The sequence below is a fragment of the Microbacterium sp. MYb54 genome, assembly GCF_002979515.1.
In the GTDB taxonomy this organism is placed as follows: Bacteria; Actinomycetota; Actinomycetes; order Actinomycetales; family Microbacteriaceae; genus Microbacterium.
On the sequence record NZ_PCPA01000008.1, the window covers coordinates 136192 to 159685 of the forward strand.

General features: G+C 68.0%; 23 protein-coding genes. 17 read left to right on the plus strand and 6 right to left on the minus strand.

Annotation, left to right across the window (positions count from 1 at the left end):
• Positions 1–6: 6 nt before the first annotated feature.
• Positions 7–708 (plus strand): Pr6Pr family membrane protein, encoded by a 702-nt coding sequence (locus CQ040_RS10960; RefSeq protein WP_105527123.1) that lies wholly within the window; start codon positions 7–9, stop codon positions 706–708.
• A 57-nt stretch (positions 709–765) separates the two neighbouring features.
• Here the strand turns inward: CQ040_RS10960 and CQ040_RS10965 are convergent, their stop codons facing one another.
• Positions 766–2190 (minus strand): NAD(P)-binding domain-containing protein, encoded by a 1425-nt coding sequence (locus CQ040_RS10965; protein WP_258131265.1) that lies wholly within the window; start codon positions 2188–2190, stop codon positions 766–768.
• 166 nt (positions 2191–2356) lie between these two features.
• Positions 2357–2719 (minus strand): helix-turn-helix domain-containing protein, encoded by a 363-nt coding sequence (locus CQ040_RS10970; protein WP_105527125.1) that lies wholly within the window; start codon positions 2717–2719, stop codon positions 2357–2359.
• Positions 2720–2835: 116 nt separating this feature from the next.
• Between CQ040_RS10970 and CQ040_RS10975 the strand changes: the two genes are divergently transcribed.
• From CQ040_RS10975 to CQ040_RS11020, 10 genes are all read left to right on the plus strand, one after another.
• Positions 2836–3147, plus strand: coding sequence for a putative quinol monooxygenase (locus CQ040_RS10975; protein ID WP_105527126.1), 312 nt, complete (start codon positions 2836–2838; stop codon positions 3145–3147).
• Between the two features lie 122 nt (positions 3148–3269).
• A complete protein-coding gene (locus tag CQ040_RS10980) occupies positions 3270–3572 on the plus strand; it encodes a hypothetical protein (protein ID WP_105527127.1) in 303 nt (100 codons plus the stop codon).
• Positions 3573–3704: 132 nt separating this feature from the next.
• Positions 3705–4790 carry an AAA family ATPase gene (locus tag CQ040_RS10985; protein ID WP_374954137.1) on the plus strand — a complete coding sequence of 362 codons (1086 nt, stop codon included), beginning with the start codon at positions 3705–3707 and terminating at the stop codon, positions 4788–4790.
• An 8-nt stretch (positions 4791–4798) separates the two neighbouring features.
• On the plus strand, positions 4799–5686 hold the full coding sequence (locus tag CQ040_RS10990; protein ID WP_105527128.1) for a DUF58 domain-containing protein: 888 nt from the start codon (positions 4799–4801) through the stop codon (positions 5684–5686).
• Positions 5673–6164, plus strand: coding sequence for a hypothetical protein (locus CQ040_RS10995; protein WP_105527129.1), 492 nt, complete (start codon positions 5673–5675; stop codon positions 6162–6164). Before CQ040_RS10990 ends, CQ040_RS10995 begins: the two co-directional genes overlap by 14 nt.
• Complete coding sequence (locus tag CQ040_RS11000) at positions 6155–7141, plus strand: VWA domain-containing protein (protein WP_258131266.1); 987 nt, start codon at positions 6155–6157, stop codon at positions 7139–7141. The genes CQ040_RS10995 and CQ040_RS11000 overlap by 10 nt, the downstream gene beginning before the upstream one ends.
• Positions 7138–8187, plus strand: coding sequence for a VWA domain-containing protein (locus CQ040_RS11005; RefSeq protein ID WP_105527131.1), 1050 nt, complete (start codon positions 7138–7140; stop codon positions 8185–8187). Before CQ040_RS11000 ends, CQ040_RS11005 begins: the two co-directional genes overlap by 4 nt.
• A 194-nt stretch (positions 8188–8381) precedes the next feature.
• Positions 8382–11885 (plus strand): PKD domain-containing protein, encoded by a 3504-nt coding sequence (locus CQ040_RS11010; RefSeq protein ID WP_258131267.1) that lies wholly within the window; start codon positions 8382–8384, stop codon positions 11883–11885.
• A 172-nt stretch (positions 11886–12057) separates the two neighbouring features.
• Positions 12058–12840 (plus strand): hypothetical protein, encoded by a 783-nt coding sequence (locus CQ040_RS11015; protein WP_105527132.1) that lies wholly within the window; start codon positions 12058–12060, stop codon positions 12838–12840.
• Positions 12840–13940 carry a DUF4064 domain-containing protein gene (locus tag CQ040_RS11020; RefSeq protein ID WP_105527133.1) on the plus strand — a complete coding sequence of 367 codons (1101 nt, stop codon included), beginning with the start codon at positions 12840–12842 and terminating at the stop codon, positions 13938–13940. Before CQ040_RS11015 ends, CQ040_RS11020 begins: the two co-directional genes overlap by 1 nt.
• 16 nt (positions 13941–13956) lie before the next feature.
• Here the strand turns inward: CQ040_RS11020 and CQ040_RS11025 are convergent, their stop codons facing one another.
• The 3 genes from CQ040_RS11025 to CQ040_RS11035 form a co-directional block, all read right to left on the minus strand.
• Positions 13957–14952 carry a helix-turn-helix domain-containing protein gene (locus tag CQ040_RS11025; protein WP_258131268.1) on the minus strand — a complete coding sequence of 332 codons (996 nt, stop codon included), beginning with the start codon at positions 14950–14952 and terminating at the stop codon, positions 13957–13959.
• A 70-nt stretch (positions 14953–15022) separates the two neighbouring features.
• Positions 15023–15994 carry an alpha/beta hydrolase fold domain-containing protein gene (locus CQ040_RS11030; protein WP_105527135.1) on the minus strand — a complete coding sequence of 324 codons (972 nt, stop codon included), beginning with the start codon at positions 15992–15994 and terminating at the stop codon, positions 15023–15025.
• Between the two features lie 153 nt (positions 15995–16147).
• A complete protein-coding gene (locus tag CQ040_RS11035; RefSeq protein WP_105527136.1) occupies positions 16148–16855 on the minus strand; it encodes a ZIP family metal transporter in 708 nt (235 codons plus the stop codon).
• 281 nt (positions 16856–17136) lie between these two features.
• On the opposite strand from CQ040_RS11035, the gene CQ040_RS11040 reads away from it, so the two are divergent.
• The 3 genes from CQ040_RS11040 to argG all read left to right on the plus strand — a co-directional run bounded on the left by CQ040_RS11040 (position 17137) and on the right by argG (position 19276).
• Complete coding sequence (locus CQ040_RS11040) at positions 17137–17367, plus strand: AbrB/MazE/SpoVT family DNA-binding domain-containing protein (RefSeq protein ID WP_258131270.1); 231 nt, start codon at positions 17137–17139, stop codon at positions 17365–17367.
• On the plus strand, positions 17351–17767 hold the full coding sequence (locus CQ040_RS11045) for a PIN domain-containing protein (RefSeq protein WP_105527137.1): 417 nt from the start codon (positions 17351–17353) through the stop codon (positions 17765–17767). The genes CQ040_RS11040 and CQ040_RS11045 overlap by 17 nt, the downstream gene beginning before the upstream one ends.
• A gap of 63 nt (positions 17768–17830) precedes the next feature.
• Positions 17831–19276 carry an argininosuccinate synthase gene (gene argG / locus CQ040_RS11050; protein ID WP_105527138.1) on the plus strand — a complete coding sequence of 482 codons (1446 nt, stop codon included), beginning with the start codon at positions 17831–17833 and terminating at the stop codon, positions 19274–19276.
• Between the two features lie 53 nt (positions 19277–19329).
• Here the strand turns inward: argG and CQ040_RS11055 are convergent, their stop codons facing one another.
• Complete coding sequence (locus tag CQ040_RS11055) at positions 19330–20016, minus strand: GntR family transcriptional regulator (protein WP_258131272.1); 687 nt, start codon at positions 20014–20016, stop codon at positions 19330–19332.
• Between the two features lie 234 nt (positions 20017–20250).
• On the opposite strand from CQ040_RS11055, the gene CQ040_RS11060 reads away from it, so the two are divergent.
• Genes CQ040_RS11060 through CQ040_RS11070 form a run of 3 tightly spaced genes read left to right on the plus strand, consistent with a single transcriptional unit; the run spans position 20251 to position 23455 of the window.
• Entirely contained in the window at positions 20251–20910 is a 660-nt protein-coding gene (locus CQ040_RS11060) for a TetR/AcrR family transcriptional regulator (RefSeq protein ID WP_105527139.1), read from the plus strand.
• Positions 20907–21623 (plus strand): hypothetical protein, encoded by a 717-nt coding sequence (locus CQ040_RS11065; RefSeq protein WP_181156728.1) that lies wholly within the window; start codon positions 20907–20909, stop codon positions 21621–21623. The genes CQ040_RS11060 and CQ040_RS11065 overlap by 4 nt, the downstream gene beginning before the upstream one ends.
• Positions 21620–23455 (plus strand): YhgE/Pip family protein, encoded by a 1836-nt coding sequence (locus CQ040_RS11070; protein ID WP_105527140.1) that lies wholly within the window; start codon positions 21620–21622, stop codon positions 23453–23455. Before CQ040_RS11065 ends, CQ040_RS11070 begins: the two co-directional genes overlap by 4 nt.
• Positions 23456–23494: the final 39 nt, after the last annotated feature.

Consider the following 23494-nt stretch of genomic DNA (forward strand, 5'->3'; position numbering starts at 1 on the left):
GGCGAAATGACGACCTGGTGGCCCTATCTGCGCATCGCCGCAGCCCTTCTCGGCACGGCGGCGCTCATCCGTCAGATCGCGCAGACGATCGGCAACGCCCAGGCATCGACCACGGAATGGGGAAGTCACATTCCCACGGTCGTCGCGAACTTCTTCAGCTACTTCACTGTGCTGTCGAATATCGGCGCCGTCGTCACCTTCACGCTCGGCGCGGTGTGGATGCTGCGCACCCGCGGCCGCACGGACCCCGAGCCCCGCTGGCTGGGCACCCTCTTCGCATGCGTCAGCACCTACATGATCGTCACGGGGATCGTCTACAACATCCTCCTGCGCAACATCCCGCTCGACGGGGTGTCGGAGGTGTGGACCAATGAGAGCCTGCACGTCATCATCCCGCTCGCGATGCTTCTCGACGTGCTGTTCGCACCGCGACGACGCGCCCTGCCATGGTCGGCGGTGTCTGTGGCTGCGATCTTCCCGATCATCTGGGCCGCCTACACGCTGATCCGCGCGAACTTCATCACGGCGCCACGCACCGGGGAACTCTGGTGGTACCCGTATCCGTTCCTGAATCCCCACACTGTGCCGGGCGGCTACCTCGGCGTCTCCGGGTACATCGTCGGCATCGCGATCGCGATCATCGCCGTCGCTGCCGGAGTCGTCTGGGTAGGCAGGCGTCGCGGAACCGAAGCCGCGCACGCCGCCTGACGACGACGCCCCTCGCACGCGAGACGGGCGGAGGGGCGTCGTCGATGCACTCGATACTCAAGCGGTGGCGAGCGCCTCACGGTCGTCGTCGCGCGGGAGCTCGGTGATGATCCGCGCCGCCTCAGTGGCATCAGGATCCACGTCGAGGTAGCGCTCGAGCGAGTCGTCGAGCTCTTCGAGCCACGGCGTGTGGTGCACGACGGCGATCGTGCCCGTCATGACCGACTCGTAGATGCGGTCACGATAGCCCATGATGTCGTCCTTCTTGTCGCGCTTCCACGCGAGGAAGATCTCGACGACCCGGTCGATGTCGAACTCCGGGTAGTCGGTGAGCTCGAGCAGATCGCGGATGTAATCGGCCTGGAAGCGGATCTCCGCCGAGGCCGAGTCGATCTGCCCGAAGCGCGTTCGCCACTCGGCGATGGATGCCGCGCGCTCCTGCTCGTCGGGCAGAGCGAGGCGGCCGAGGATCAGATCGCGCACGTACCAGGCCTGCACGTCGAACATGTTGAAGGTGAACCACTGGTCCTGCGCACCGAGGTACGTCAGACGCGGATTCCCCTGCCACACCACGCCCCGGTACAGGCCGTCGGGGTACACGTTGTTCGGCGATGACAGGGCCAGATCGTCGGGAAGGAACGGGTACTTGTGCAGGTATCCGGTGCACAGGATCACGGCGTCGACGTGCTTCGAGGTGCCATCGGCGAAGAAGGCGGTGCTGCCCTCGAAGCGCTCGACGACCGCCCGCTCCTCGATGCCATCGGGCCAGTCGTAGCCCATGGGCGCCGACCGGAAGCTCGCCGTCACCGATCGGGCGCCCATCTTGAATGCCTGGCTGCCGATGTCTTCGGCCGAGTAGCTCGCGCCGATCACGAGCACGTCCTTGTCTTCGAAGGCCTCAGCGCCTCGGAAGTCGTGGGCGTGGCTGATGTAACCGGGGAACGTCTCGATACCGGGGAAGTCCGGCGCGTTCGGGAAGGAGAAGTGACCGCTGGCGATGATCACCCGGTCGAACTCCTCCACCGTCGACTCGCCGGTGGGCAGGTCTTCGCTGGTGAGCGTGAAGACCTCGCGCTCGCTGTCGAACTCGATCCAGCGCACCACGGTCTGGAAACGGATGAGCTCGCGCACATCGCTCTTCTCCAGGCGGCCGGCGATGTAGTCCCAGAGCACCGGGCGCGGCGGGTAGGACGAGATGGGACGACCGAAGTGCTCGTCGAAGCTGTAGTCGGCGAACTCCAGCGCCTCCTTCGGACCGTTCGACCACAGGTTGCGGTACATGCTGGAGTGCACCGGTTCACCGAACTCGTCGAGGCCCGTGCGCCAGGTGAAGTTCCACTGTCCGCCCCAGTCGGCCTGCTTCTCGAAGCAGACCAGCTCGGGGATCTCCGCCCCCGCGCGGGCCGCGGACTCGAAGGCCCGCAGTTGCGCCATGCCCGAGGGGCCGGCGCCGATGATCGCTACTCGTTCTCTACTCGTCACGTATTGTCCTCATACTCTTCAGTCATGTATCGGCGCGGCCGCATCCGAGCGAGGAACAGTTCTGTCCCGGCGGGAGCGGAAGTGCTCGACCTGCCCGGAACGCGGCTGCTCTTCGACGTTATCAGGGTCGGCCGTCGGCGCCTGCGGTGAGGACTGCGAGCGAAGGTCAGATGCCGGGGAAGCGCTGGATGTTCGACTCGACCCACTCGCGCAGGCTCTGCAGGGGCTTCGCAGCATCGGCGCCGAGCCCGGTCAGCGAGTACTCCACACGCGCCGGCACCTCGGCGAAGATCTCGCGGGAGACGAGGTCGCGGTCTTCGAGCCGTCGCAGGCACGACGTCAGCACCTTCGGGCTGATGCCCTCGAGCTTCCTCTTGAGTTCTCCGAATCGCATCGGTCCGCCTTCGAGCGCTCCGAGGATCAGCGCGCTCCACTTGTCGGCGAGCAGATCGAGGATGCCACGGCACGGGCACTGCGCGTCGTAGACATCGTGAGGCGTGCCGACGGCGCAACTACTGAGGGAGGTCATCGGGTCATGGTATCCGAAAGTTACCAGCGCCCCTTGCGGGTAACTGCTCCCCTTCGAGTAGTAATGAGGTCGCGGCACTCCCGCCGTGCTCAGCCACCCGACACGAGGACCACATCATGGCTTCACGTTCATCAGATCCGCTCTACAGTCTCGCGATCCTGCGCGCACGCCCCGACCACAGAGACGAACTGCTCGCCGCCCTGCAGCGATTGATCGAGCCGACCAGAGCAGAGCCCGGCAACCAGGATTACGTGCTGTTCGAGTCACGCAGCGAACCTGGAACGTTCTACATGCGCGAAGCCTTCGACGACCAGGCCGCACTCGACACCCACTTCGCGACTCCGCATTTTCAGGCCTTCGCCAAGGGAGTCGATGCGCTGCTCGCCTCGCCTCTCGAACTCCTGTTCCTCGACCGGCGGTCGGAGTAGCCGCACGTCGCAGGAACGGTCTATGACGCGAAGATCTGAGAGATGCAATCATCCGCTGGAGGTACGACCTCGGTACCTCGGGCTGATGCCGACCTGCTGAGGCTCGTCCTAGCGTTGATGGCATGTCAACCAGCGTCTCCACTCCAGTTTCCGCCGCGCCGTCAGAGCCCGCGACGTCCACCGTGAAGGGCACGGTCAGCCTCGTTCTCGGGATCTGCTCCCTGTTCGCCGGCTGGACGTTCTTCGTCCCCATCGTCGGCCTCATCCTCGGGATCGTCTCGCTGCGAGGAGAGCCGCGCGCACGCACTCAGGCGGCATGGGGGATCGCCCTCAACGCGATCGCCATGAGCATCTGGGTCATCCTGACGATCCTCGCTCTCGCATTCGGATGGATCGCAGCCACCACGACGATCTTCGGCCAGTGACGACTCTGTTGCCAGGACCCGCGCGCCGAATGAAGGTGTGGGCACCGGACGAGGTGGCGTGGGAGTAGGACGCAGACACGACGACTACCCTGGCTGGGGGGAGAAGCGCCATGCTCCCCAGGAGGAGAGAGCATGCAAGATCTGAACGCCGCATCCCCGCAGCCCGCGGCACCGCCGCCTCCGCCCGCTCCCGCGCAGGCCCCCGCACCGGCCGCCGCTGCTCCCGCGAACAGCGCACCGACCGACGCCGAGATGGCCAGGGCCTCCGAGGTGCTGCGGATCATCTCCACCTCTTACTCCGCGAAGATGGTCGGCCAGGACCGGCTGCGAACGAGCCTGCTGGTGTCGCTCATCGCCGGCGGCCACATCCTGCTCGAGAGCGTCCCCGGCCTCGCCAAGACCACCGCGGCCAGCACCCTCGCCGACACGGTGAAGGCGCGGTTCAAGCGCATCCAGTGCACACCCGACCTGCTGCCGAGCGACATCACCGGCAGCCAGATCTACGACGCGGCGACGGGCTCGTTCCGCACCGTGCTCGGTCCGGTGCACGCGAACTTCGTGCTGCTCGACGAGATCAACCGCTCCAGCGCGAAGACGCAGAGCGCCATGCTCGAGGCCATGCAGGAGCATCAGACGACGATCGGCGGCGAGATCCACCACCTGCCGAAGCCGTTCCTCGTGATCGCGACACAGAACCCGATCGAGCAGGAGGGCACCTACGAACTGCCCGAGGCGCAGATGGACCGCTTCCTGCTCAAGGAGATCGTCGAGTACCCGAGCCCCGCCGAGGAGCTCGAGGTGCTCAGCCGCATCGACTCCGGCGTGCTCGACCCCGATCGGCACGTGGCCGGCGCCGTCAGCCTCGACGACGTGCGCCTCCTGCAAGACGTCGCGAGCCGCATCTACGTCGATGCCGCGATCCGCAACTACATCGTGTCGATCGCCTATGTCACCAGGAACCCCGCGCCGTACATCGGCGAAGAGCGTGCCCGCTTCATCAAGTACGGCGCGAGCCCGCGTGCGAGCATCGCCTTCCTGCAGGCTTCCCGGGCGCTGGCCCTGCTCAAGGGGCGCTCGCACGTGCTGCCGGAAGACATCCGCGAACTCCGGCATCTCGTGCTCCGCCACCGCGTGCTCCTGACCTTCGAAGCCGATGCCGAAGGTGTGCGCAGCGAAGAGATCATCGACCAGATCTTCGCGTCGGTTCCCACCCCCTGACCGCTCCGATGGCCAGCCTGATCACGCAGGTGAAGAGCAAGCTCTTCATCCACTCGACGCGCAAGTCGCTGCACGCGCTCGACGGCGCCTATGCGTCGCTGCTGCACGGGCGGAGCCTCGACTTCGAAGACCTGCGCAAGTACGAGTACGGCGATCAGGTGCGCGACATCGACTGGCGGGCGACCGCACGGTTGGGCACGCCCCTGGTCAAGCGCTCGCGTGCGACGCGCATGCACACCGTCCTGTTCGTGGTCGACACCGGCCGCTCGATGTCGGCTCTCGCCGCCGACGAGCAGTCGAAGAAGCAGCTGGCGATCCTCGCGACCGGTGTGCTCGGCGTACTGACCCTGCGCCACGGCGACGACTTCACCACGGTCTACGGCGATTCGTCGAAGGTGCGCCGACTCGCGCCAGGCCGCAGCGAGGGCGCGCTCGAGCATGCCCTGCGGACCATCGATCGGGCCATCGACGAAAGCAGCGCTCCGAGCGACCGCGACGCCCTCCTGTCGTTCGTCACCCGCACGATCTCCCGCCGCATGATCGTGGTCGTGATCACCGATGAAGCCCCCGTGACGAGCGAGACCGAGCGGATGCTGAGGCGCCTGCGCGTGCAGCACGACGTGCTGTGGCTCACCGTGCGCGACGCGGATCCGGTGCTCGACCATGCGACCGGACGCATCCGCAGCGACGTCGACAGCCGCTGGCAGGTGCCGGGCTTCGTGCAGGGCGACCGCGAGATCGTGCAGGAGCTGACAGCGCAGCGCGAGGCCGATGCCGCACATCTCGCCGAACTCCTCACGCGCATGGAGATCAGCCACTCGACGCTGGACGGGCAGGACGACGCCGTCACGCAGCTGCTGCAGCTGCTGAATCGGAGGTCGAATGCCCGGCTCTGACGAGCTCTACCCGCCGGCGCAGTACGGCTGGGGCTGGATGCTGCTCGCATTCGGCATCCTGGCTCTCCTGATCGCCGGTGCCTGGCTGCTGATCGTGCTGACCCGGCCTCGCCGCGCCCTGTCCTTCGCGGACGAGAATGCCGGGCAGGCGCCCCTGGTCATCGACGTGCTCTCGCAGCTGCGCACCGAGTATCTGACACGCATCCAGCAGATCGAGACCGACTACACCGAACGCCGCCTCTCCGCCCGACAGGCGAACCTCGAGCTGAGTCGGGTCGTTCGAACCTTCGTGAACGAGTACAGCGGCCTGGAGGCTCCGGTGCTCGCACTCGACGACCTCGTGGCACGCGGCGTGCATCCCGCCCTCGTCGATGCGCTGGGCAGGCACTACTACCCGAGCATCTTCCGTCCGGGACCGGTGATCGATCCGGTGGCCGGGGCCGAAGCCGCCAGGACGGTGGTGCGCACGTGGCACTAGCGAACGTCTGGATGCTGGTGGCCGCGGCAGCCGTCGTACTGGTCGCGCTGGCCATCGGCCTCGTCGTCGGATTCCGGCGGAACGGGCGAGCCCGTGGTGGCGACGCCGCACGCATCGCCCGCGCGGAACGCCTGCGCACGCTGCCGACCTTCCGTCGGGCGCTTGCACGTCGCGCGATCGCACTCTCCGGCATCCTCGCCCTGGGAGCGACCGCCGCGATCGTCGCCGGTGTCGTCGCCGCGCGGCCGATGTCGGCACAGACCATCCAGCCCGTCAACACGAGCCGCGACATCATGCTGTGTCTCGATGTCTCCGGCTCCATGACCGAGGTCGACGTCGAGGTGCTGACGGTCTTCGACGAACTGTTGGACAGCTTCGAGGGCGAGCGGATCGGCCTGACCATCTTCAACAGCTCGCCCGTGCAGATCTTCCCGCTGACCGATGACTACGACTTCATCCGCGAGCACCTGGAGAGCATCACCCAGAGCTTCGATTTCGGAGATGCGGTGCCGGAGCACTGGATCGGCACGCTCAACGGCAACGGCGCATCCTTGATCGGCGACGGGCTCGCGGCGTGCACGATGGGCTTCGACCGCCCCGACGACGACCGCTCGCGATCGGTGATCTTCGCCACGGACAACGAGGTCAACGGCGCCTCGATCGTGACGCTCGAGGAAGCAGCCGCCTACGCCGCCTCGAAGGACGTGCGCGTCTTCGCGTTGAACCCGGTGCAGGGCAAGGATGCCGACGTCAGCGCAGAGCTCACCGCCGCGGCCGAGGCGACGGGCGGCGCCGCATTCGGACTGCGCGACACGACGACCGTCTCCGACATCGTCGCCCAGGTGCAGGAGCAGGAGGCGACCGAGCTGCGCGGCGAAGCACAGGTGGTCTGGACCGACACCCCGAACCTGTGGATCGTGCTGCTCTCGATGTGCCTGCTCGCCTTCGTCGTGGTGCTGTGGAGGGTTCGACTGTGATCTTCCAACCCGTGCTCGATCCGCTCCTGATCGCACTGCTGACAGCGCCCGTCGTCGCCCTCGCCATCTGGGTCCTGGTGCGGCCTCCGAAGTCGGCCGGCGTCGCGGTCACCGACCCCCGTGCGCTCACCGGTCACCGCGCGTTGTGGGCGATGCGTCTGCTGCTGGTGCTCGCCTGCTGCACGATGCTGCTGCGCCCCGGCATTCCGGGCGGAGCCACCGAGACGCTCGCGACCGACACCGACATCGTGCTCGTCGTCGACACCACAGCGAGCATCGTGGCGGAGGACTGGGGCGACGGCGAACCGCGACTCGACGGCATCCGCGAAGACGTGCGGGCGCTCGTCGAGGAGTACCCGGGAGCACGCTTCGCGCTCATCACCTCGGATGCGGCAGCCGAGCTGCGCATGCCGCTGACCACCGACACCACGGCATTGATGGGCTCGCTCGAAGTATTGCGCCCCGAGGTCACCAGCCAATCGCGCGGAAGCTCGATCGGCATCGCGGCACCTCTGCTGTCGGAGACCCTCGCCTCGGCGGCCGAGTCATCGCCCGACCGCTCGCGCATGGTCTTCTACTTCGGCGACGGAGAGCAGACCGTCGAAACACCGCCGGAGTCGTTCAGCTCGAGCGAGAAGTACACGGATTCCGGAGCGGTGTTCGGCTACGGCACCGCCGAAGGCGGTCCGATGCGCATCACGACGGGCGGCATCTCAGATGAGAGCGGCGACTACATCCAGTACCAGGGTGCCGACGCTCTCTCGGTGATCGACGAGACGAACCTCGAAGCGATCGCGGGTCAGCTCGGAGTCGAGTACGAACTTCGGACGGCGGACACCACGCCCACCTTGCCGGAGGCCCCCTCGACCACTACCACCTCCGCTGGGTCAGGCGAGGTCGGAAACGTCACCGAGCTGTACTGGATCGCAGCTCTCGTCGCCCTCGCCATCCTCGGCGTCGAGCTCACCCGCGCCGCGATGCTGATCGCGAGGCTCCGACGGCTGCGCGCACCGCGAGAAATCCACAGGACACAGGCGGGCGGCTAGCTCTCAGGAAGCCCGCTAGCCCGGCTGCTATTGTTTTACCGGTCGCGGACTGTCTTGGTCGCGACGGGGGTTCGCAGTCGTGAACCGATCGCGGAGATCGTGAGCTTGGGGAAGCTCCAGCGGTCCGGATCACACTGCGATGTCGTGTCGGCGTACGCGTCGGCATCAGATGACTGGGGAAGCAGAACATGGGGATGAAACGAGCACTGAAGCGCGCCCGCAAGGGAGCAGTCGGGTCCATCGTCGGAGTGCTGGTCGTGGCGGGACTCGTCTCGTTCGGCGGCGGAGCCGCCACAGCGGCCGACACACCACCGACGTTGCCACCTCTGCTGCAGCGTGACGACAACGTCGTGACGTCGGATCCGATCCCGACCGTGCAGATCGACAACGGCTACGTCTGGGCCCAGACGACCATCGGCTCGACCGTGTACGCCGTCGGCAAGTTCGACAACGCCCGCGAGCCGAAGGCGAAGCCCGGCACCGCGCTCACCGCGCGGTCGAACGTACTCGCGTACGACATCAACACCGGCGCGCTCCTGCCGTTCGCGCCGACGGTCAACGGTGTGATCAAGGCCGTCGCCGCCTCTCCCGACGGCAGCCGCATCTACATCGGCGGCTCGTTCAACAAGGTCAACGGCAAAGACCGCTGGAACATCGCCGCGATCGACGCGAAGACCGGCGAGCTCGTCCCCGGCTTCGTCCCCGCCATCGGCGGATCAGGCGTGTATGCCCTGACGACCTCCGGCACCACCGTCTACGCCGGGGGTCTGTTCACGCAGGCCAACGGCACCGCGAGGAAGAACCTCACCGCCTTCGACACCACCAACGGCAAACTCCTCCCCTGGGCGCCTCAGACCGACCAGCAGGTCGACGCCTTGGTGATGGACCCGGCCGGGACCGACACGATCATCGGCGGACGCTTCTCGCAGATCAACGGCGACACGGGGCTGCGCGGCATCGGTGCCGTCGACAAGGCCACCGGCGCAGTCGACACCGCGTGGGAGCTTCCCGACACGGTCAAGAACGGTGTCGGCACGGGCCCTTCCGCCGGAAAGTCCGGGATCTTCGGCCTGGCGACCGACGCCACCGGCGTCTACGGCACAGGCTGGGCATACGCGAACGCCGATGTCGCCAACCTCGAAGGCACGTTCGCTGCCGAGGCCGGGACCGGCAAGGTCCGCTGGATCGCGGACTGCCTCGGTGACCACTACGGCGTCTACTCCACCGGCAAGGTCGTCTACACCACCAGCCACACTCACGCCTGCGGCACCATGGGCCTGCACCCGGAGCAGTCCCCGCGCACGCACCGCTACTCCGAGGCCTTCACCGCCGACGCGCGCGGGACGCTCGGGACTCAGCCGGCGACGCCTCAGTACAAGGACTGGGCCGGAACGCCCGCGCCCTCTCCCTACGTGTGGACGCCCGACTGGGCTGTCGGTACCACGACCGGACTCGGCCAGGCCGGGTTGTCGATCACCGGCACGGGCAACATGATCTCCATCGGCGGCGAGTTCCGCTCCGTCAACAACGGACAGTTCGAAGGACTCGTCCGCTTCTCGACCACACCCCCGGGCGGCGCGAAGGACGGCCCCCGCCTCTCGGGTGACAAGTGGGTTCCGACCGCGCGCTCGTTCGTGCCCGGGCGGGTGAAGGTGTCGATCCCCGCGAACTGGGATCGTGACGACCTGACCCTCTCCTATGAGCTGCGTCGCGCAGGCAGCACCGCCCCCGTAGCCACCACGTCTCTGGACTCGACCTGGTGGAACACGCCCGCGCTCACCCTCGAAGACACGACGGCTGCGGTCGGCTCGCAGCAGCAGTACACGGTCGTCGCCAAGGACAGCGCCGGCAACACCGTCTCGAGCCAGGCAGTGACCGTCACGGTGACCGCCGAGGCCTCGTCTTACACCGACGCCGTGATCGCCGACGACCCGCAGCTCTACTATCCCTTGGGAACCGCACCGCAGGACTGGGCCGGGGCGAACACACCGGTGTTCGGCTCTGGCGTCTCGTCGTCCGAATCGGGGGTCAAGAACACGGTGACGGGCGCATCGTCGCTCAACGGCACGGCAGACGGTCGCATAGCCGCGAGCAGGAAGACGCCGGCACCCGCCGCATTCTCGACCGAGACCTGGTTCAAGACGTCGACGAAGTCGGGCGGACTCCTGGTCGGGTACGGAAGCGCCGGGTCAGGCGACTCGGGGAACTACGACCGCAACATCTACATGACCGATGACGGACGTCTCATCTTCGGCGTCTACAGCAACGGGACGAAGATCGTCCAGACGAGCTCGGCGTTCAACGACAACAAGTGGCATCACGTCGTCGCGACACAGGGCGCAGAGGGCATGAAGCTGTTCGTCGACGGCGAGCTGGCCGGTTCGCTCGCCGGGGTCACCCAGGCCCAGAACTACACCGGGTATTGGCGAGTGGGCGGCGACGTCCTCTCCGGATGGGCGTCGGCACCGAGCTCCAAGAACTTCACCGGGGCGCTCGATGAGGTCGCCGTGTACGCGAAAGCGCTGAGCGCTGCGCAGGTCAAGACGCACTACAGCGTCGGCACCGGACTCCAGGCGCCCACCGCCGACTACACGGCGGCGACGGCGAATCTCGATGTGAGTTTCGACGCCGGTGCCTCGGTGGCCGCCGGGTCAGCCACGGTCTCCGACTACCGCTGGGAGTTCGGCGACGGATCGGCTGCCGCGACGGGAAAGACCTCGTCGCACACCTACGCGAAGGCCGGTATCTACAAGGCCAAGCTCACGGTCACGGACAGCAACGGCCTGGTGTCGTCGGTCGAGAAGTCGATCACCGTCCAGGGGCCCAACGTGGCGCCCACCGCGTCCTTCTCGCTCTCCGGAAAGGAGTTGGCGGTCACGGCCGACGCTTCGGCGTCGTCCGACTCCGATGGCACCATCAAGACCTACAGCTGGAACTGGGGCGACGGCACGACCGGCGAGGGCGCGAAGGCGAACCACGCCTACGCGACGGCCGGCACGCGCACCGTCACCCTCACCGTGACCGACAATCTCGGCGGCGTGGCGACCGCCACCAGGGAGGCCGTCGTGACGGCGCCCGCACCCCTCGCCAGCGATGAGTTCGATCGCACTTCCGGCCCCGGCTGGGGCACCGCGGCCGTAGGCGGCGCCTGGAAGATCACAGGAGGTTCGTCGGCGACGGCCACCGTCGCCGACGGAACCGGGAAGATGAATCTGGCCGCGGGCGACACTCGGCACGCGACCCTGAACACGCCGTCGATTCCGAATCCGGCTCTCGAGACGACGTTCCGGATCGATCAGCCCCCCGCTACGGGTGGTACTTACATCGGCGTCATCGCACGTGACTCGACCGCCGGGAGGTACCTCGTTCGCGCCTGGCTCCGCTCGGATGGGAGCGTCTGGCTCGTCGCACACCGCGACGGCACCGTCTTGCAGACCCAGGCCGTGTCCGGTCTCGCCTTCGCGGCGAACACCTCTTACACGCTCAAGGTCACGGTGACGGGCACCGCGCAGGCGTCGATCAAGGCGAAGATCTGGGCGACCGGAGCGACGGAGCCGACCGACTGGCAGCTCAAGGCGACGGACAACGCCCCTCTGCAGCCGGCAGGCGGGGTCGGCCTGAGCGGCAACCGCTCGGGCAGCTCCACGGCTGCCACGAGCGTGTCCTTCGACTCCTTCCGCGTCACCGCGGCCGAGTAGCACGCACATCGACCGCTCGTGGGAACGAGCGCGCTCAGCCGACCTCGGGCATCCCGAGGTCGGCTGAGCGGCATCAAGAGGTTGCGCGGATAGGATGTTCAGCGCTTCGTCGTGCCGCTTCGAGGACCACTCTTCTCCAGCCGCGCGGTCGACGACTGTGAGGGGGTGAGGCGTGACCGGCCCTTCGACACGCCCCGATACGGCGGCCGCTGGATCCCCCCCGGCCGAACGCGCTGCCGCGCTTCTGCGGTCCAACCGTCGGCGCCGCAGCATCCGCAGATGGGTCGCGATCGGGACGCTCCCGCTCACACTGGCCGCCCTGTTCTTCGTGGGCAAGCTCCTGACGATGTACGCCTTCGCCCACCAGGCCATCACCGCCTACGTGGCCGATGACTTCGCCGGGTCGGAGGCATCCGCGCGCGGACAGGAGTTCCTGAACTGGTTCGAGCCCTTCAAGGCGCCGTTCAACGTCGGCACGGCGCTCGGCGCGGCAGAGCAGCTGCCGCAAGCACGGGTCCAACTCGAAGAGGCGCTCGACCTCGCGACGGGACTGGAGGTGTGCGGGGTGCGGATCAACCTCGCACTCGTCGTCGAGCGCATGGGCGACGCCGCGCGCGCCGACGGCGACGGTGCGACCGCCGCGCAGCTCTACGGCGAGGCGCTGACGATCACCGTCGAGACCCCGGAGGCGTGCCGCAGCGAAGAGGCCGAGCAGCAGTCCTCCGATCCGCAGCGCGACATGTCGGATTCACTCGACAGCACCGAAGATCGGCTGAAGCAGAAACAGCAGCAGCAAGATCAGGAGCAGCAGCCCCAGCCGCAGCCCGGAGAGGGAGACCAGCCCTCCGAGGACAAGCTGAAGGGCCTCCAGGACAAGCTCGAACAGGGCACGCAGGAACGCGATCAGCAGCAGGGCGACGACCCCGGCGGTTCGGGAACGGAAAAGCCGTGGTGATGGATCACGAGAAGCAGCGGGCGCGCTACCTCGCCGGCACCGAGGGTGCACCACCCCTCCCTCCGCCCGGTGGCTACCGCGGCGCACGACGCGATGTCACAGGGTCCAGACCGACTCCTGCGACCGCGACACTCGCACCCGACGACGCTGCGAAGAAGCCGGCGAACGCCCTCGGCTGGGTCGCCCTCACCGGGGCCATCCTGTTCGCACTGATCCTCCTCGGCACACTCGTCGCCGGTGGCACCGACATCCTCTACGGCGTCACGATGCTCGCGCTGCAACTCCTGGTGGTCGCCACTGTCATCGCCGCGCTGTTCACCACCAGGGGGCGGATGCTCGGAGCGATCGCGCTCGTCGTGACGATCCTGTTCAACGTCGCAACGGTCGGCGGCATGAGCGCCCTCCAGACCTCGGCATCGGGTAACTACGAGGGCACGAAGACCGCCGCCCAGAAGCATGCAGAGGCGTACCCGGGGATCAAGGGCACCGACACCCAGCAGACGCTCACCCAGCAGTCCCTCGAAAAGGTGCGTGCGCAGTCCGAGGCGATGTTCGCCGACATCCGCACGCGACTCACCGAGGAGTTCGGCTACACGTGGATGCAGGTGGGCGACGAAGATCTGCGCCCCGAACGCAACGGCTACGGCGGCGAGTCGATGCTGGTCGAGTACACCTCGGCTTCCTGGGCGACGAACGAGCCCATCCAGGACTACGACCGCAAACTCGACGTCATGGCGGTGATCAGCGAGGTCGTGGTCCAGCACGGGTTGTGGGATCTGTATTCCTTCAACGATCCGAAGATGTCCGGAATCGACCCCACGATGATCACGAAGCTCTACGGCAGCGACGACCCGCGCACGCAGACGACCTGGGAGTACTACACCGAGAACTTCCCTGATCCGCTCCGCTTCTACGCAAGCATCTACGACCTCTCCAACGATCCCGACGGTGGGTTCCTGGCGGCGCGAGAGGCGCAGAACGCCCGTACGGGTGAGCCGCGCGAGGGACTGCAGCTGACCGTGATCGCGAGCGGGGTGCTCAGCGAGGCAGACCGGGCGGAGTTCGAGTCGAAGCTGCAGGAGTACCCGGGCTTCGAGTGAGCCGCGGGCGAGACACTCAGGACCCGAGCGTCAGCAGCATCCGCGCGAGCACGTAGCGGGCATGCCCGCGGGACGAGCGCGGGTCGTACCCCAGGATCTCGACGAGCGCCGTCAACCGCTCCTGCACGCTCGAGTGGTGTCGTCCGAGACGCTGGGCCGCGGCGCGCACGCTCTGCTCCTCGGTGACGGCGTCGAGAAGCTCCCTGCTGCGGTCGTCGAGGCCGGCGAGCGCAGCGGCATCCGGGTGGAGGGGACCCGACTCGGCGGCCTCTGCGACGAGCAGCATCGCCCCGAGGTCGGCGGCATCGACCACGGGTTCCGCCGGACTTGTCAGGCGCACCGCGACCAGGGCGGACGACCACGACTCGGGGAGCCGCTCACCCGGGCCCGCGACCCCGAGCCCCAGGCGCAGGCCTGCGTTCTCGGACCAGGCCCGCACGGCATCCGTCTCGGCATCCAGGATCGTCGCCCGAGTGAGGCCATGCCGGGTGGCGACCACGGCCGAGGGATGCTGCGGCAGCGGCGCCGGATCGGGAGGTGAGGCGACAAGCCGCAGCCCCATCGCTGTGAGGCGGAGCCGCGGCAGCGCTGCGGCCCTCTCCTCCACGCCGGCAAACGAGCTGATGGCGAGTTCGACAGCGCTCTCCGGACCGACCGAACGGCGCGCGCGGATGATGCCGAGGGCGAGACTGAGCCGTTCGAGGATCATCGCGTCGTTGGTATGCGCGTCGCCATCGCGCTCGATCCAGGTGATGGCATCCGGGCCGCTCGCTCGCACGGGCCAGGAGTGAGATGGCTCGACCGGATCGATGCGCACGCCGTCGGCCCGCACGCGCACGATCTGTCGACCGTCGCGCTGCCCGACGGTCGCCCCGCTCAGCACCGCCGCGCCGCGCAGCATGCTCTCGACCCCCACGGAGCGGGCGACGAGAGCGTCGAAGTAGGTGACGACCTTGAGCGTCTCGCTGGCGTCCGGGTCGAGGGCGGTGAGACGCCCCAGCAGATCTTGCATGTCGGGCTCCATCGCGCGGGGGGATTCCACCCTACGGGGTCGATACGCGACCCCGTAGGGTGAGGCGGATTCAGGAGAGCAGGCGGTTCACCCAGTTGTCGCGCGCGGCGAGCATGGCCTGCGCGACCGCGGCGTGAGGGGCGAACATGTCGAAGCCGTGGAACCCCCCTGCCCACACGTGCAACTCGGCCTGCACCCCGGCTTCCCAGAGCCTCGTGGCGTAGGCGACATCCTCGTCTCGGAACACCTCGGCGCTCCCGCAGTCGATGAACGCGGGCGGCAGTCCACTCAGGTCGGTCGCTCGTGCCGGGGCGGCGTAGATCGACACGTCGTCCGTTCCCGTGCGCTCACCGAGGAGGGCCGTCCAACCCGTCACGTTCGACCCACGGTCCCAGACCCCGATCCCGTCGATCTGCCGCGTCGACACCGACTCGTCGCGGTCGTCGAGCATCGGGTAGATGAGCAGCTGTCCGATCAGCTCGGGGCCCTTCCGGTCACGGGCGAGCAGGGCGGTGCCCGCGGCCAACCCACCACCGGCGCTGCCGCCGCCGATCAACAGCCGCGACAGGTCGATGCCGAGTTCGCCGGCGTGCTCGGCGGTCCACAGCAGGCCCGCGTAGCAATCCTCGACGGGGTACGGGTCGGGGAACTCGGGGGCGAGCCGGTACTCGACGGTGACGATCACCCCGTTGAAACGCTCGGCCCAGTCGAGGAAGCCGACGACTCCGAGCCAGCGGTTGCCGATGATCATGCCGCCGCCGTGGGTGTGGAAGAAGCCGGGGCCCGTGCCCGTACGACCCTCCTTCTCGATCACGGAGACGACGATCTCGTCGCCGCCGTGGCCGGCGATCGTGACATCACGCCTGGCGAAACCCCGCTCGGCGAGTACGACGAAGATCTCCTCGTCGCCGCTCACCGGCGACTGGCGCAGCAGCGGGATCATCTCGGGCGTCAGCGTCGACGGCAGCTGGTCGCCGACGAGGGCGAGAGCGGCCTCGAGCTCGGGATCGAAGGGCGGTCGCGCCAGGGTCGTGTCAGTCATCAGAACTCCTTTGTCCTCGGCCGCCATCGCAGCGGCGTTCCGTCAGCCTCCCGCACGCCGCAAACGAGAGTAACCCGCCAGCCGAGGCCGATCCTGTGCCCTCCGTCCGCCGGGTGGCGGGTGATGGCGGAAAGGGCCGGGAGGTTCTGAGGCTCAGGATGCGAGGGCGAGGCCCGCGGCGAGCGCGAAGCCCAGCACGGTCGCAAGTCCCGTCGACTCCTTGGCCTTGGACTGCGCCTCGGGGATCATCGAGTCGACCAGCATCACGAGCAGCGCACCCGCCGCGAAGCCGCTTGCCGCCGAGCGGAACTCGTCGCCGGTGATGCTCGCGAGACCGAAGCCCGCGACGGTGGCGACCGCGCAGATCACGGTCACGCCCGCCCAGAGCAGCAGCACTCGCGACTTCGCCATGCCACCTTCTAGCAGGTCGGCTGCCGAGCCGATCGACTCCGGCAGGTTGGAGACCAGGATGGCGACCACGAGCGCGATGCTCACCGGCTCACCGGATGCGAGCCCGATGCCGAGCACCAGCTGCTCGGGGATGCCGTCGAGCAGAGCCCCGACTGCGAGCTGGCCTCCGCCCGCCTGTTCCTTGGTCTTCGCGGCGCGCGCATCGAGGATGCGGTCGGCGATGTAATAGCTGAGCGCACCGGCCGCGACGCCGACCACGAGCGGGATGGGACCGGCGAGATCGAGCCCCTCTTCCCAGAGCTCGAACGCGATCGAAGCCATCAGCGCGCCCGCACCGAATCCGAGCACGATGCCGAGCCAGCGCGGCGGCCACTTCCGCAGCAGCGCGAGCACCGCGCCGATGAACAGCGGCGCCGCCGCGACCAGACCCCACAGGACTGCTCCACCCATGTCCGACCTCCGTGGGGCCTACTCTCCCACCACTGCGGCGCTCTGCCTGCGCGACATCGGCGAAAGCGGAGACGTGTCGCCCGCCCATCGGCGCGTCGCGCATCGGCACCCCCGCCCCGCAGGCGCGCCTCCTCCGTTCTCGCGCCAGCTCACGCTCGACTACGCCACGAAGATGCCGTTCAGTCGGAGTAGTCGGCGTTCGGGGTGACGAACGTCGCCGTAACCGATATGAAGCACCCGCATCACCTCGCGACGCGCCATTCGAATGGTAGTGTCATGGCATGAAGGCAACCATGGACAAGGCAGGACGGATCGTCATCCCCGCTGCGCTCCGCGAGCGGGTCGGATTGATCCCCGGTCCGGTCGATCTCATCCTCGACGGCAACGGCATCCGCATCGAGATCGACGCCCCCGACAACCTCATCGAGAAGGACGGGCGTCTCGTCATCACGGGCGGACCGACGCTCACGGTGGACGACGTCCGGGAGCTGCGACTTGCCGATCAGCGCTGATCTCGTCCTCGACACGAGCGCCGCGATCGCGCTGGTTCATGACAGGAATCCCGCGCACGAACGTGTGCTCGAACTCACGCAGGATCGCGTGCTCGGCCTCGCCGGGCACGCGGCCATCGAGGCCTATTCAGTGCTGACGCGTATGCCCGGTGCAGCGCGCGTCAGTCCCGATCGCGCGCGAGAGATCATCGAGCGATCCTTCCCTGTTTTCGCGCCGCTCTCCGCCGCATCGGCCAAGACCGCGATCACGACTTTCGCCGACGCCGGCATCGCCGGAGGGTCGGTCTACGACGGACTCGTCGGTCTGGCCGCACGAGACGCAGCCGTCCCGCTCCTCACGTGCGATCGACGCGCCATGGGCACCTATGCCGCGTTGCGGGTCGAAGTCCTCCTCGCCTGAAGCCCCCTCGCACGCGATGAGGCGAGACGGGGCGACACGCCGCCCGCGGATAGACTGGGAGTCATGTCCAAGGTCCTCCAGTCCCTGCCCGTCGGCGAGCGCGTCGGCATCGCCTTCTCCGGAGGACTCGACACCTCCGTCGCCGTCGCGTGGATGCGCGAGAAGGGCGCCGTTCCCTACACGTACACCGGCGACCTCGGCCAGTACGACGAAGACGACATCGCATCGATCCCCGGCCGCGCGCTGGAGTACGGCGCCGAGGCCTCGCGCCTGATCGACTGCAAGACCGCGCTGGTCGAAGAGGGCTTCGTCGCCCTCTCCTGCGGCGCCTTCCACATCCGCTCCGGCGGCAAGACCTACTTCAACACGACGCCCCTCGGCCGCGCGGTCACCGGCACCATGCTGGTGCGCGCCATGAAGGAGGACGGCGTCGACATCTGGGGCGACGGCTCCACCTACAAGGGCAACGACATCGAGCGGTTCTACCGCTACGGCCTGCTCGCCAACCCCCGCCTGCGCATCTACAAGCCGTGGCTCGACGCCGACTTCGTCACCGAGCTCGGCGGCCGCAAGGAGATGAGCGACTGGCTCGTCGCCCGCGACTTCCCGTACCGCGACTCGGCGGAGAAGGCCTACTCGACCGACGCGAACATCTGGGGTGCGACGCACGAGGCGAAGACGCTCGAGCACCTGAACGTCTCACTCGAGACCGTCGACCCGATCATGGGCGTCAAGTTCTGGGATCCGTCCGTCGCGATCGAGACCGAAGACGTCACCGTCACGTTCGAGGCCGGTCGCCCCGTCGCGATCAACGGCGTCGAGTACAGCGACCCGGTGGCCCTGGTCATGGAGGCCAACACGATCGGCGGACGCCACGGCCTCGGCATGAGCGACCAGATCGAGAACCGCATCATCGAGGCGAAGTCGCGCGGCATCTACGAGGCTCCCGCCATGTCGCTGCTGTTCATCGCCTACGAGCGCCTGGTCAACGGCATCCTGAACGAGGACACCCTCGCGACGTACCACGAGCAGGGCCGCCGCCTCGGTCGCCTCATGTACGAGGGCCGCTGGCTCGAGCCGCAGTCGCTCATGCTGCGCGAGTCGATCCAGCGCTGGGTCGGCCTCACGATCTCGGGCACCGTCACGATCCGTCTGCGCCGCGGCGACGACTGGACCATCCTCGACACCGTCTCGCCGAACCTCTCGTACGGCCCCGAGAAGCTGTCGATGGAGCGCGTCGGCGACGCCGCCTTCGGCCCGGTCGACCGCATCGGTCAGCTGACCATGCGCAACCTCGACATCGCCGACTCGCGGGCGCGCCTCGAGCAGTACGCCGGCCTCGGCCTCGTCGGAGGCGCGACCGGCGAGCTGGTCGGCCGCGTGACCGCCGGCGAGTCGAACGAGATCACCGAGTCGGTGCACGGCTCGATCTCCGAAGCCGACGAGACCCTTGCAGATGCCGTCGACACGGCATCCGAGGGCGCAGCCTTCGACTCCGGCACCGACTGACGCTTCGTCGCGCCGAAACCCGGATCGATACCGGGTCTCGGCGCGATGCGCGTCTATACGTGCTCTTCGTCCCGGAGATCTGGATTCTCGGTGCGGTCGATGATGCTCGGAAGCACGTCGTCGAAGAGGACGACGACGGCTGCGCGCACCTGAACGGCGTCCAGCTGCCTGATGGCGTCTCGGATCTCGCGGGTGGACTTCTCGCTCGCGACCCAGTCGAACGCCTCATGCGCGTGCTGCGTGAAGCGACGGATCTGCGGTCCGAGGAGCTCGATCACGTCCACTCGCATGGGGTTGCCTTCGATTCGCGCGAAGCCTGTGGCGATCGCTCGCAGCGCCACCCCGAAGGCCAGGATGTCGCGGTCGCGGCTCGCGGCCGTCATGTCCTCCGTCAGATCGACGAGGTAGGCGACGTCATCCGCTTCGATCAAGGGCATCGCGTGCCGGATCGAACCTATCCAGATGTCTCCGAAGAGTGCGATCGCGTCTCTGATCCGGTCGAGATCGAGCGGGGCCACCCGCGTGAAGCGGTTGCGCTGCATCTCGACGAGCCCCTGTTCGGCGAGCCTGGCCAGGGCGTGCCTGATCGGCGTCTTGGACGTCCCCAATTCGTCCGCGAGCTCATAGTCGCGAATGCGTTCGCCCGGACGCAGTTCGCCATCCACGATCGCGTCTCGCAACCTGCGATAGACGTCATCACTCAGCTTTCTGCGTTCCAGCTCGACATCGAAGCCTGCCAAATCACACCCTCCTTCGACCACAGCGGTTCCCCCACCACTCGATACGGTCGACACTCGCGAACCGGATGCTCACGCATCCGGAACCGGCGCCACCCCCAATAACGCGCCAGCGCGCAACGCGTAACATAACACAACGGCGCCCTCCGAAAGCTGTGCCCGCCTCCCGGAGTGTCGGAGGCAGGATTTCCGCCGACTATCTTGCACAACTCTGTGCACTATACGTACCATGGGGGCATGACCACTCGTGCACCCCGTCGCGACGCCGTCGAGAACCGCGCCGGCATCCTGTCCGCCGCCCGCTCGACGCTGGCTGCAGACCCGCACGCATCCATCGATGTCATCGCCCGCTGCGCCGGCCTCTCGCGACGCACGCTGTACGGACACTTCGACGATCGCGACGCCCTGATCCGCGAACTCATCTCCGCCGGAGCCCAGCGGTTCAACGCCATCGCCGCCTCGAACGACGACGACGACGCCCGCCTCGCGCTCGCCCGTCTCGCCGCGCTCCTCTGGCACGAGGCGGCACATGTGCAGGTTGCCGCAGCGCTCGCCCTCGACGAGGCGCACGTCGAACACACGGCCACCGCGCTCGCCCCGCTGCGCCGCACAGTGGCGGCACTCGTGCGTCGCGGGCAGGACGACGGCAGCTTCCGCACCGACCTCGCCGCGCCCACACTCGCGCGCCTCATCGAAGAGATGGCCCGCACGGTCATCTCCCGCACGGATGCCGCCAGCACGGGTGCCGCCGATCTCGCCGTGAGAGCCGTCCTGAGCATCGCCGGCCTGTCGTGGCGCGAAGCCGACGAACTGCTCGCCGCGCATCCCGACTTCGGCGCATCCGCAGTCCCTTCCGAATCCGTCCACGTCGACCCCTCCCAGGAGGCCAGCGCATGAAGATCTCACTGCACGACGTGAGCAAGGGCCGCAACGCTCAGGCGCTCCCGTCGACGTCGCTCGAGTTCCACACCGGGTCGGTGCGTTTCGCTCTCGCCGAGACAGAACAGCGCCCGACGGTGCTCGGCCTGATCGCGAGCGGTCGCATGCGCCCGGACTCCGGCCGGGTGAGCATCGACGGCACGACGGATCCGAAGTCGCTGCGTCGCCGTGTCGCCCTGGTCGATGCCCCTGACGTCAGCGACCCCCACCCCGACATCACCCTCGCCGGAGTCGTGGGGGAAGAGCTCATGTTCGCAGGCCTCGGTGCCACGCCGCTGCATGCGCGACGCTGGCTCACACAGCTGGGTTTCGTCGAACTCGCCTCCGTGCCGATCGGCAACATCGACCCCGCCGCTCGCGTACGCATCCTGTGCGAGCTCGCGGTGCTGCGATCCGGAGTCGACGGCATCGTCCTCGTCTCCCCCGACCGTCACGGCGGGAGTCCGGACGGCTGGTGGCGCATCTCTGCGGAGTTCGCCGATCGTGGCTACGCGATGCTCGTGATCGTCGGCGGTTCCGCGGCCATCGCCCTGGAGCGGATGCACGAGTTCGACGCGATCAACGCCTCCGGTCCGATCCAGCCGCTGCCCCTCGATGAGCCAGAGCCCGAGCCAGAGCCCGAGCCCGAGAACACCCCCGAGAACATCCCCGAGAACGGAGACGCGCGATGAAGGTTCCCGCCATGATCGCCGCCGAGCTCCGGCGACTCACCGCGAGCAGGATGGGCATCATCGCCCTGGTAGCGCTGATCTGCGTGCCGATCCTCTACGGGGGCCTCTATCTCTGGGCGAACCAGGATCCGTACGCGAAGTTCCCCGAGGTTCCCGTCGCCCTCGTGGTCGACGACGAGGGCGCCCCCTCGCCCACGACCGGCACGGAGCCCGCGACCGGCGAGACCGTGAACTACGGCGAAGACGTGGCGGAGAACCTTATCAAGGGCAACGCCTTCGACTGGCAGCTGATGTCGGCGGACGAAGCCTCCGAGGCACTGCGTCACGGCTCCGTCGACTTCACCGTGACGATCCCGGCCGACTTCTCGTCCGCCCTCACCTCGGCGGCAGGCACCGACCCGCACCAGGCGCGCATCGACCTCGAGACCAATGACGCGAACAACTATCTCGCCTCGTCGATGGGCACGCAGGCAGTGGAGAAGATCCGCAGTTCGGTGGCCGAGATGGTCGGCAGTCAGGCCGCGGAGCGACTGCTCACCGGACTGAGCGACGTGCGCGACAAACTGACCACGGCGACGGATGGCGCGACACAGCTCGCTGACGGCGCAGGCACCGCGGCATCCGGCAGTTCGACGCTCGCCGAGGGCACCGCACAGCTGGCCGACGGCACGGCCCAGCTCGCAGCCGGGGCGCAGACGCTCGCGAACGGAGCCCAGCAGGTGAGCGCAGGCAACCGCCAGCTCGCCGACGTCGCCGACCGGGCGGGGTCCGCAGTGCAGCAGGCCGCGAACGCCCTGCCGCAGGTGCGCACCGACATCACGAACGCTCTGACGGAGCAGGGGCTCACGCCCGAAGAGATCGATCAGGTGCTCGCCACGCTCGATCCGCTGGGTGCACGGCTTCAGGAGGGAAACACGCAGGTGCAGGCCGCGGTCGGCAAGGTCGACCAGCTCGCGGCCGGTGCGGCAACCCTCGCCTCGGGTGCCGCCGAGCTCGCCGGCGGCGCCGGCACCGTCGCGACGGGCGCATCGGCAGCGAACGACGGTGCAGCCCAGCTGCGCGACGGACTCGCCACCCTGGCATCCGGCACGGCCGAGCTGCGCGACGGGCTGTCCCAGGGCGTCGACGCGATCCCGGCATCCACGCCAGAGCTGCGCTCCCTGCAGGCCGACACGATCGCAGACCCGGTGAAGGTGTCGAGCGACAAGGTCGCCTCCGCCGAAGACTACGGCGCAGGCCTCGCGCCGTTCTTCGCCGCCCTGTCGGCGTGGATCGGCATCTACGCGCTGTTCCTGATCGTGAAGCCGATCTCCCGGCGCGCCATCACGGCACTGCACTCCCCCGTCCGCATCACACTCGCCGGCTGGCTGACCCCGGCCATGCTGGGCGCTGTGCAGATGCTCGGGCTCATGGGCATCCTGGCCATCACTCTCGGCTTCACGTTCGACCATCCGCTCGGCACGCTCGGCGTCATGGTGTTCGCATCGGCGACGTTCGCGGCGATCATCCTCGCGCTCAATGTCTGGCTCGGCTCGGTCGGGCAGTTCCTCGGGCTGGTGCTCATGGTGCTGCAGCTGGTCACCGCCGGCGGTACCTTCCCCTGGCAGACTCTGCCCGCTCCGCTCGCAGCACTTCATCACGTCCTCCCTCTGGGATACGTCGTCGATGCGATGCGCCAGCTGATGTACGGCGGCGATTACGCGCGGGCCGGCTGGGATCTGGCGGTCCTCGGAGCCTGGCTCGTGGGGGCCCTGCTGCTCGCGATGATCGGGGTGACGCGGATGACACATCGACGCACCCTGCGCGATCTGCAGCCGAGCCTGATCGGGTGATCGGTCGGGCGCTCGTCGCGGAACACCTCGCGGCGAGCG

Bases quoted from the DNA above. Each gene is read 5' to 3' on its own strand.
- CQ040_RS10960 (WP_105527123.1), top strand. From the start codon at position 7: ATGACGACCTGGTGGCCCTATCTGCGCATCGCCGCAGCCCTTCTCGGC.
- CQ040_RS10970 (WP_105527125.1), bottom strand. From the start codon at position 2,719: ATGACCTCCCTCAGTAGTTGCGCCGTCGGCACGCCTCACGATGTCTAC.
- CQ040_RS10975 (WP_105527126.1), top strand. From the start codon at position 2,836: ATGGCTTCACGTTCATCAGATCCGCTCTACAGTCTCGCGATCCTGCGC.
- CQ040_RS10980 (WP_105527127.1), top strand. From the start codon at position 3,270: ATGTCAACCAGCGTCTCCACTCCAGTTTCCGCCGCGCCGTCAGAGCCC.
- CQ040_RS10985 (WP_374954137.1), top strand. From the start codon at position 3,705: ATGCAAGATCTGAACGCCGCATCCCCGCAGCCCGCGGCACCGCCGCCT.
- CQ040_RS10990 (WP_105527128.1), top strand. From the start codon at position 4,799: ATGGCCAGCCTGATCACGCAGGTGAAGAGCAAGCTCTTCATCCACTCG.
- CQ040_RS10995 (WP_105527129.1), top strand. From the start codon at position 5,673: ATGCCCGGCTCTGACGAGCTCTACCCGCCGGCGCAGTACGGCTGGGGC.
- CQ040_RS11010 (WP_258131267.1), top strand. From the start codon at position 8,382: ATGAAACGAGCACTGAAGCGCGCCCGCAAGGGAGCAGTCGGGTCCATC.
- CQ040_RS11020 (WP_105527133.1), top strand. From the start codon at position 12,840: ATGGATCACGAGAAGCAGCGGGCGCGCTACCTCGCCGGCACCGAGGGT.
- CQ040_RS11025 (WP_258131268.1), bottom strand. From the start codon at position 14,952: ATGCAAGATCTGCTGGGGCGTCTCACCGCCCTCGACCCGGACGCCAGC.
- CQ040_RS11030 (WP_105527135.1), bottom strand. From the start codon at position 15,994: ATGACTGACACGACCCTGGCGCGACCGCCCTTCGATCCCGAGCTCGAG.
- CQ040_RS11035 (WP_105527136.1), bottom strand. From the start codon at position 16,855: ATGGGTGGAGCAGTCCTGTGGGGTCTGGTCGCGGCGGCGCCGCTGTTC.
- CQ040_RS11040 (WP_258131270.1), top strand. From the start codon at position 17,137: ATGAAGGCAACCATGGACAAGGCAGGACGGATCGTCATCCCCGCTGCG.
- argG (WP_105527138.1), top strand. From the start codon at position 17,831: ATGTCCAAGGTCCTCCAGTCCCTGCCCGTCGGCGAGCGCGTCGGCATC.
- CQ040_RS11060 (WP_105527139.1), top strand. From the start codon at position 20,251: ATGACCACTCGTGCACCCCGTCGCGACGCCGTCGAGAACCGCGCCGGC.
- CQ040_RS11065 (WP_181156728.1), top strand. From the start codon at position 20,907: ATGAAGATCTCACTGCACGACGTGAGCAAGGGCCGCAACGCTCAGGCG.
- CQ040_RS11070 (WP_105527140.1), top strand. From the start codon at position 21,620: ATGAAGGTTCCCGCCATGATCGCCGCCGAGCTCCGGCGACTCACCGCG.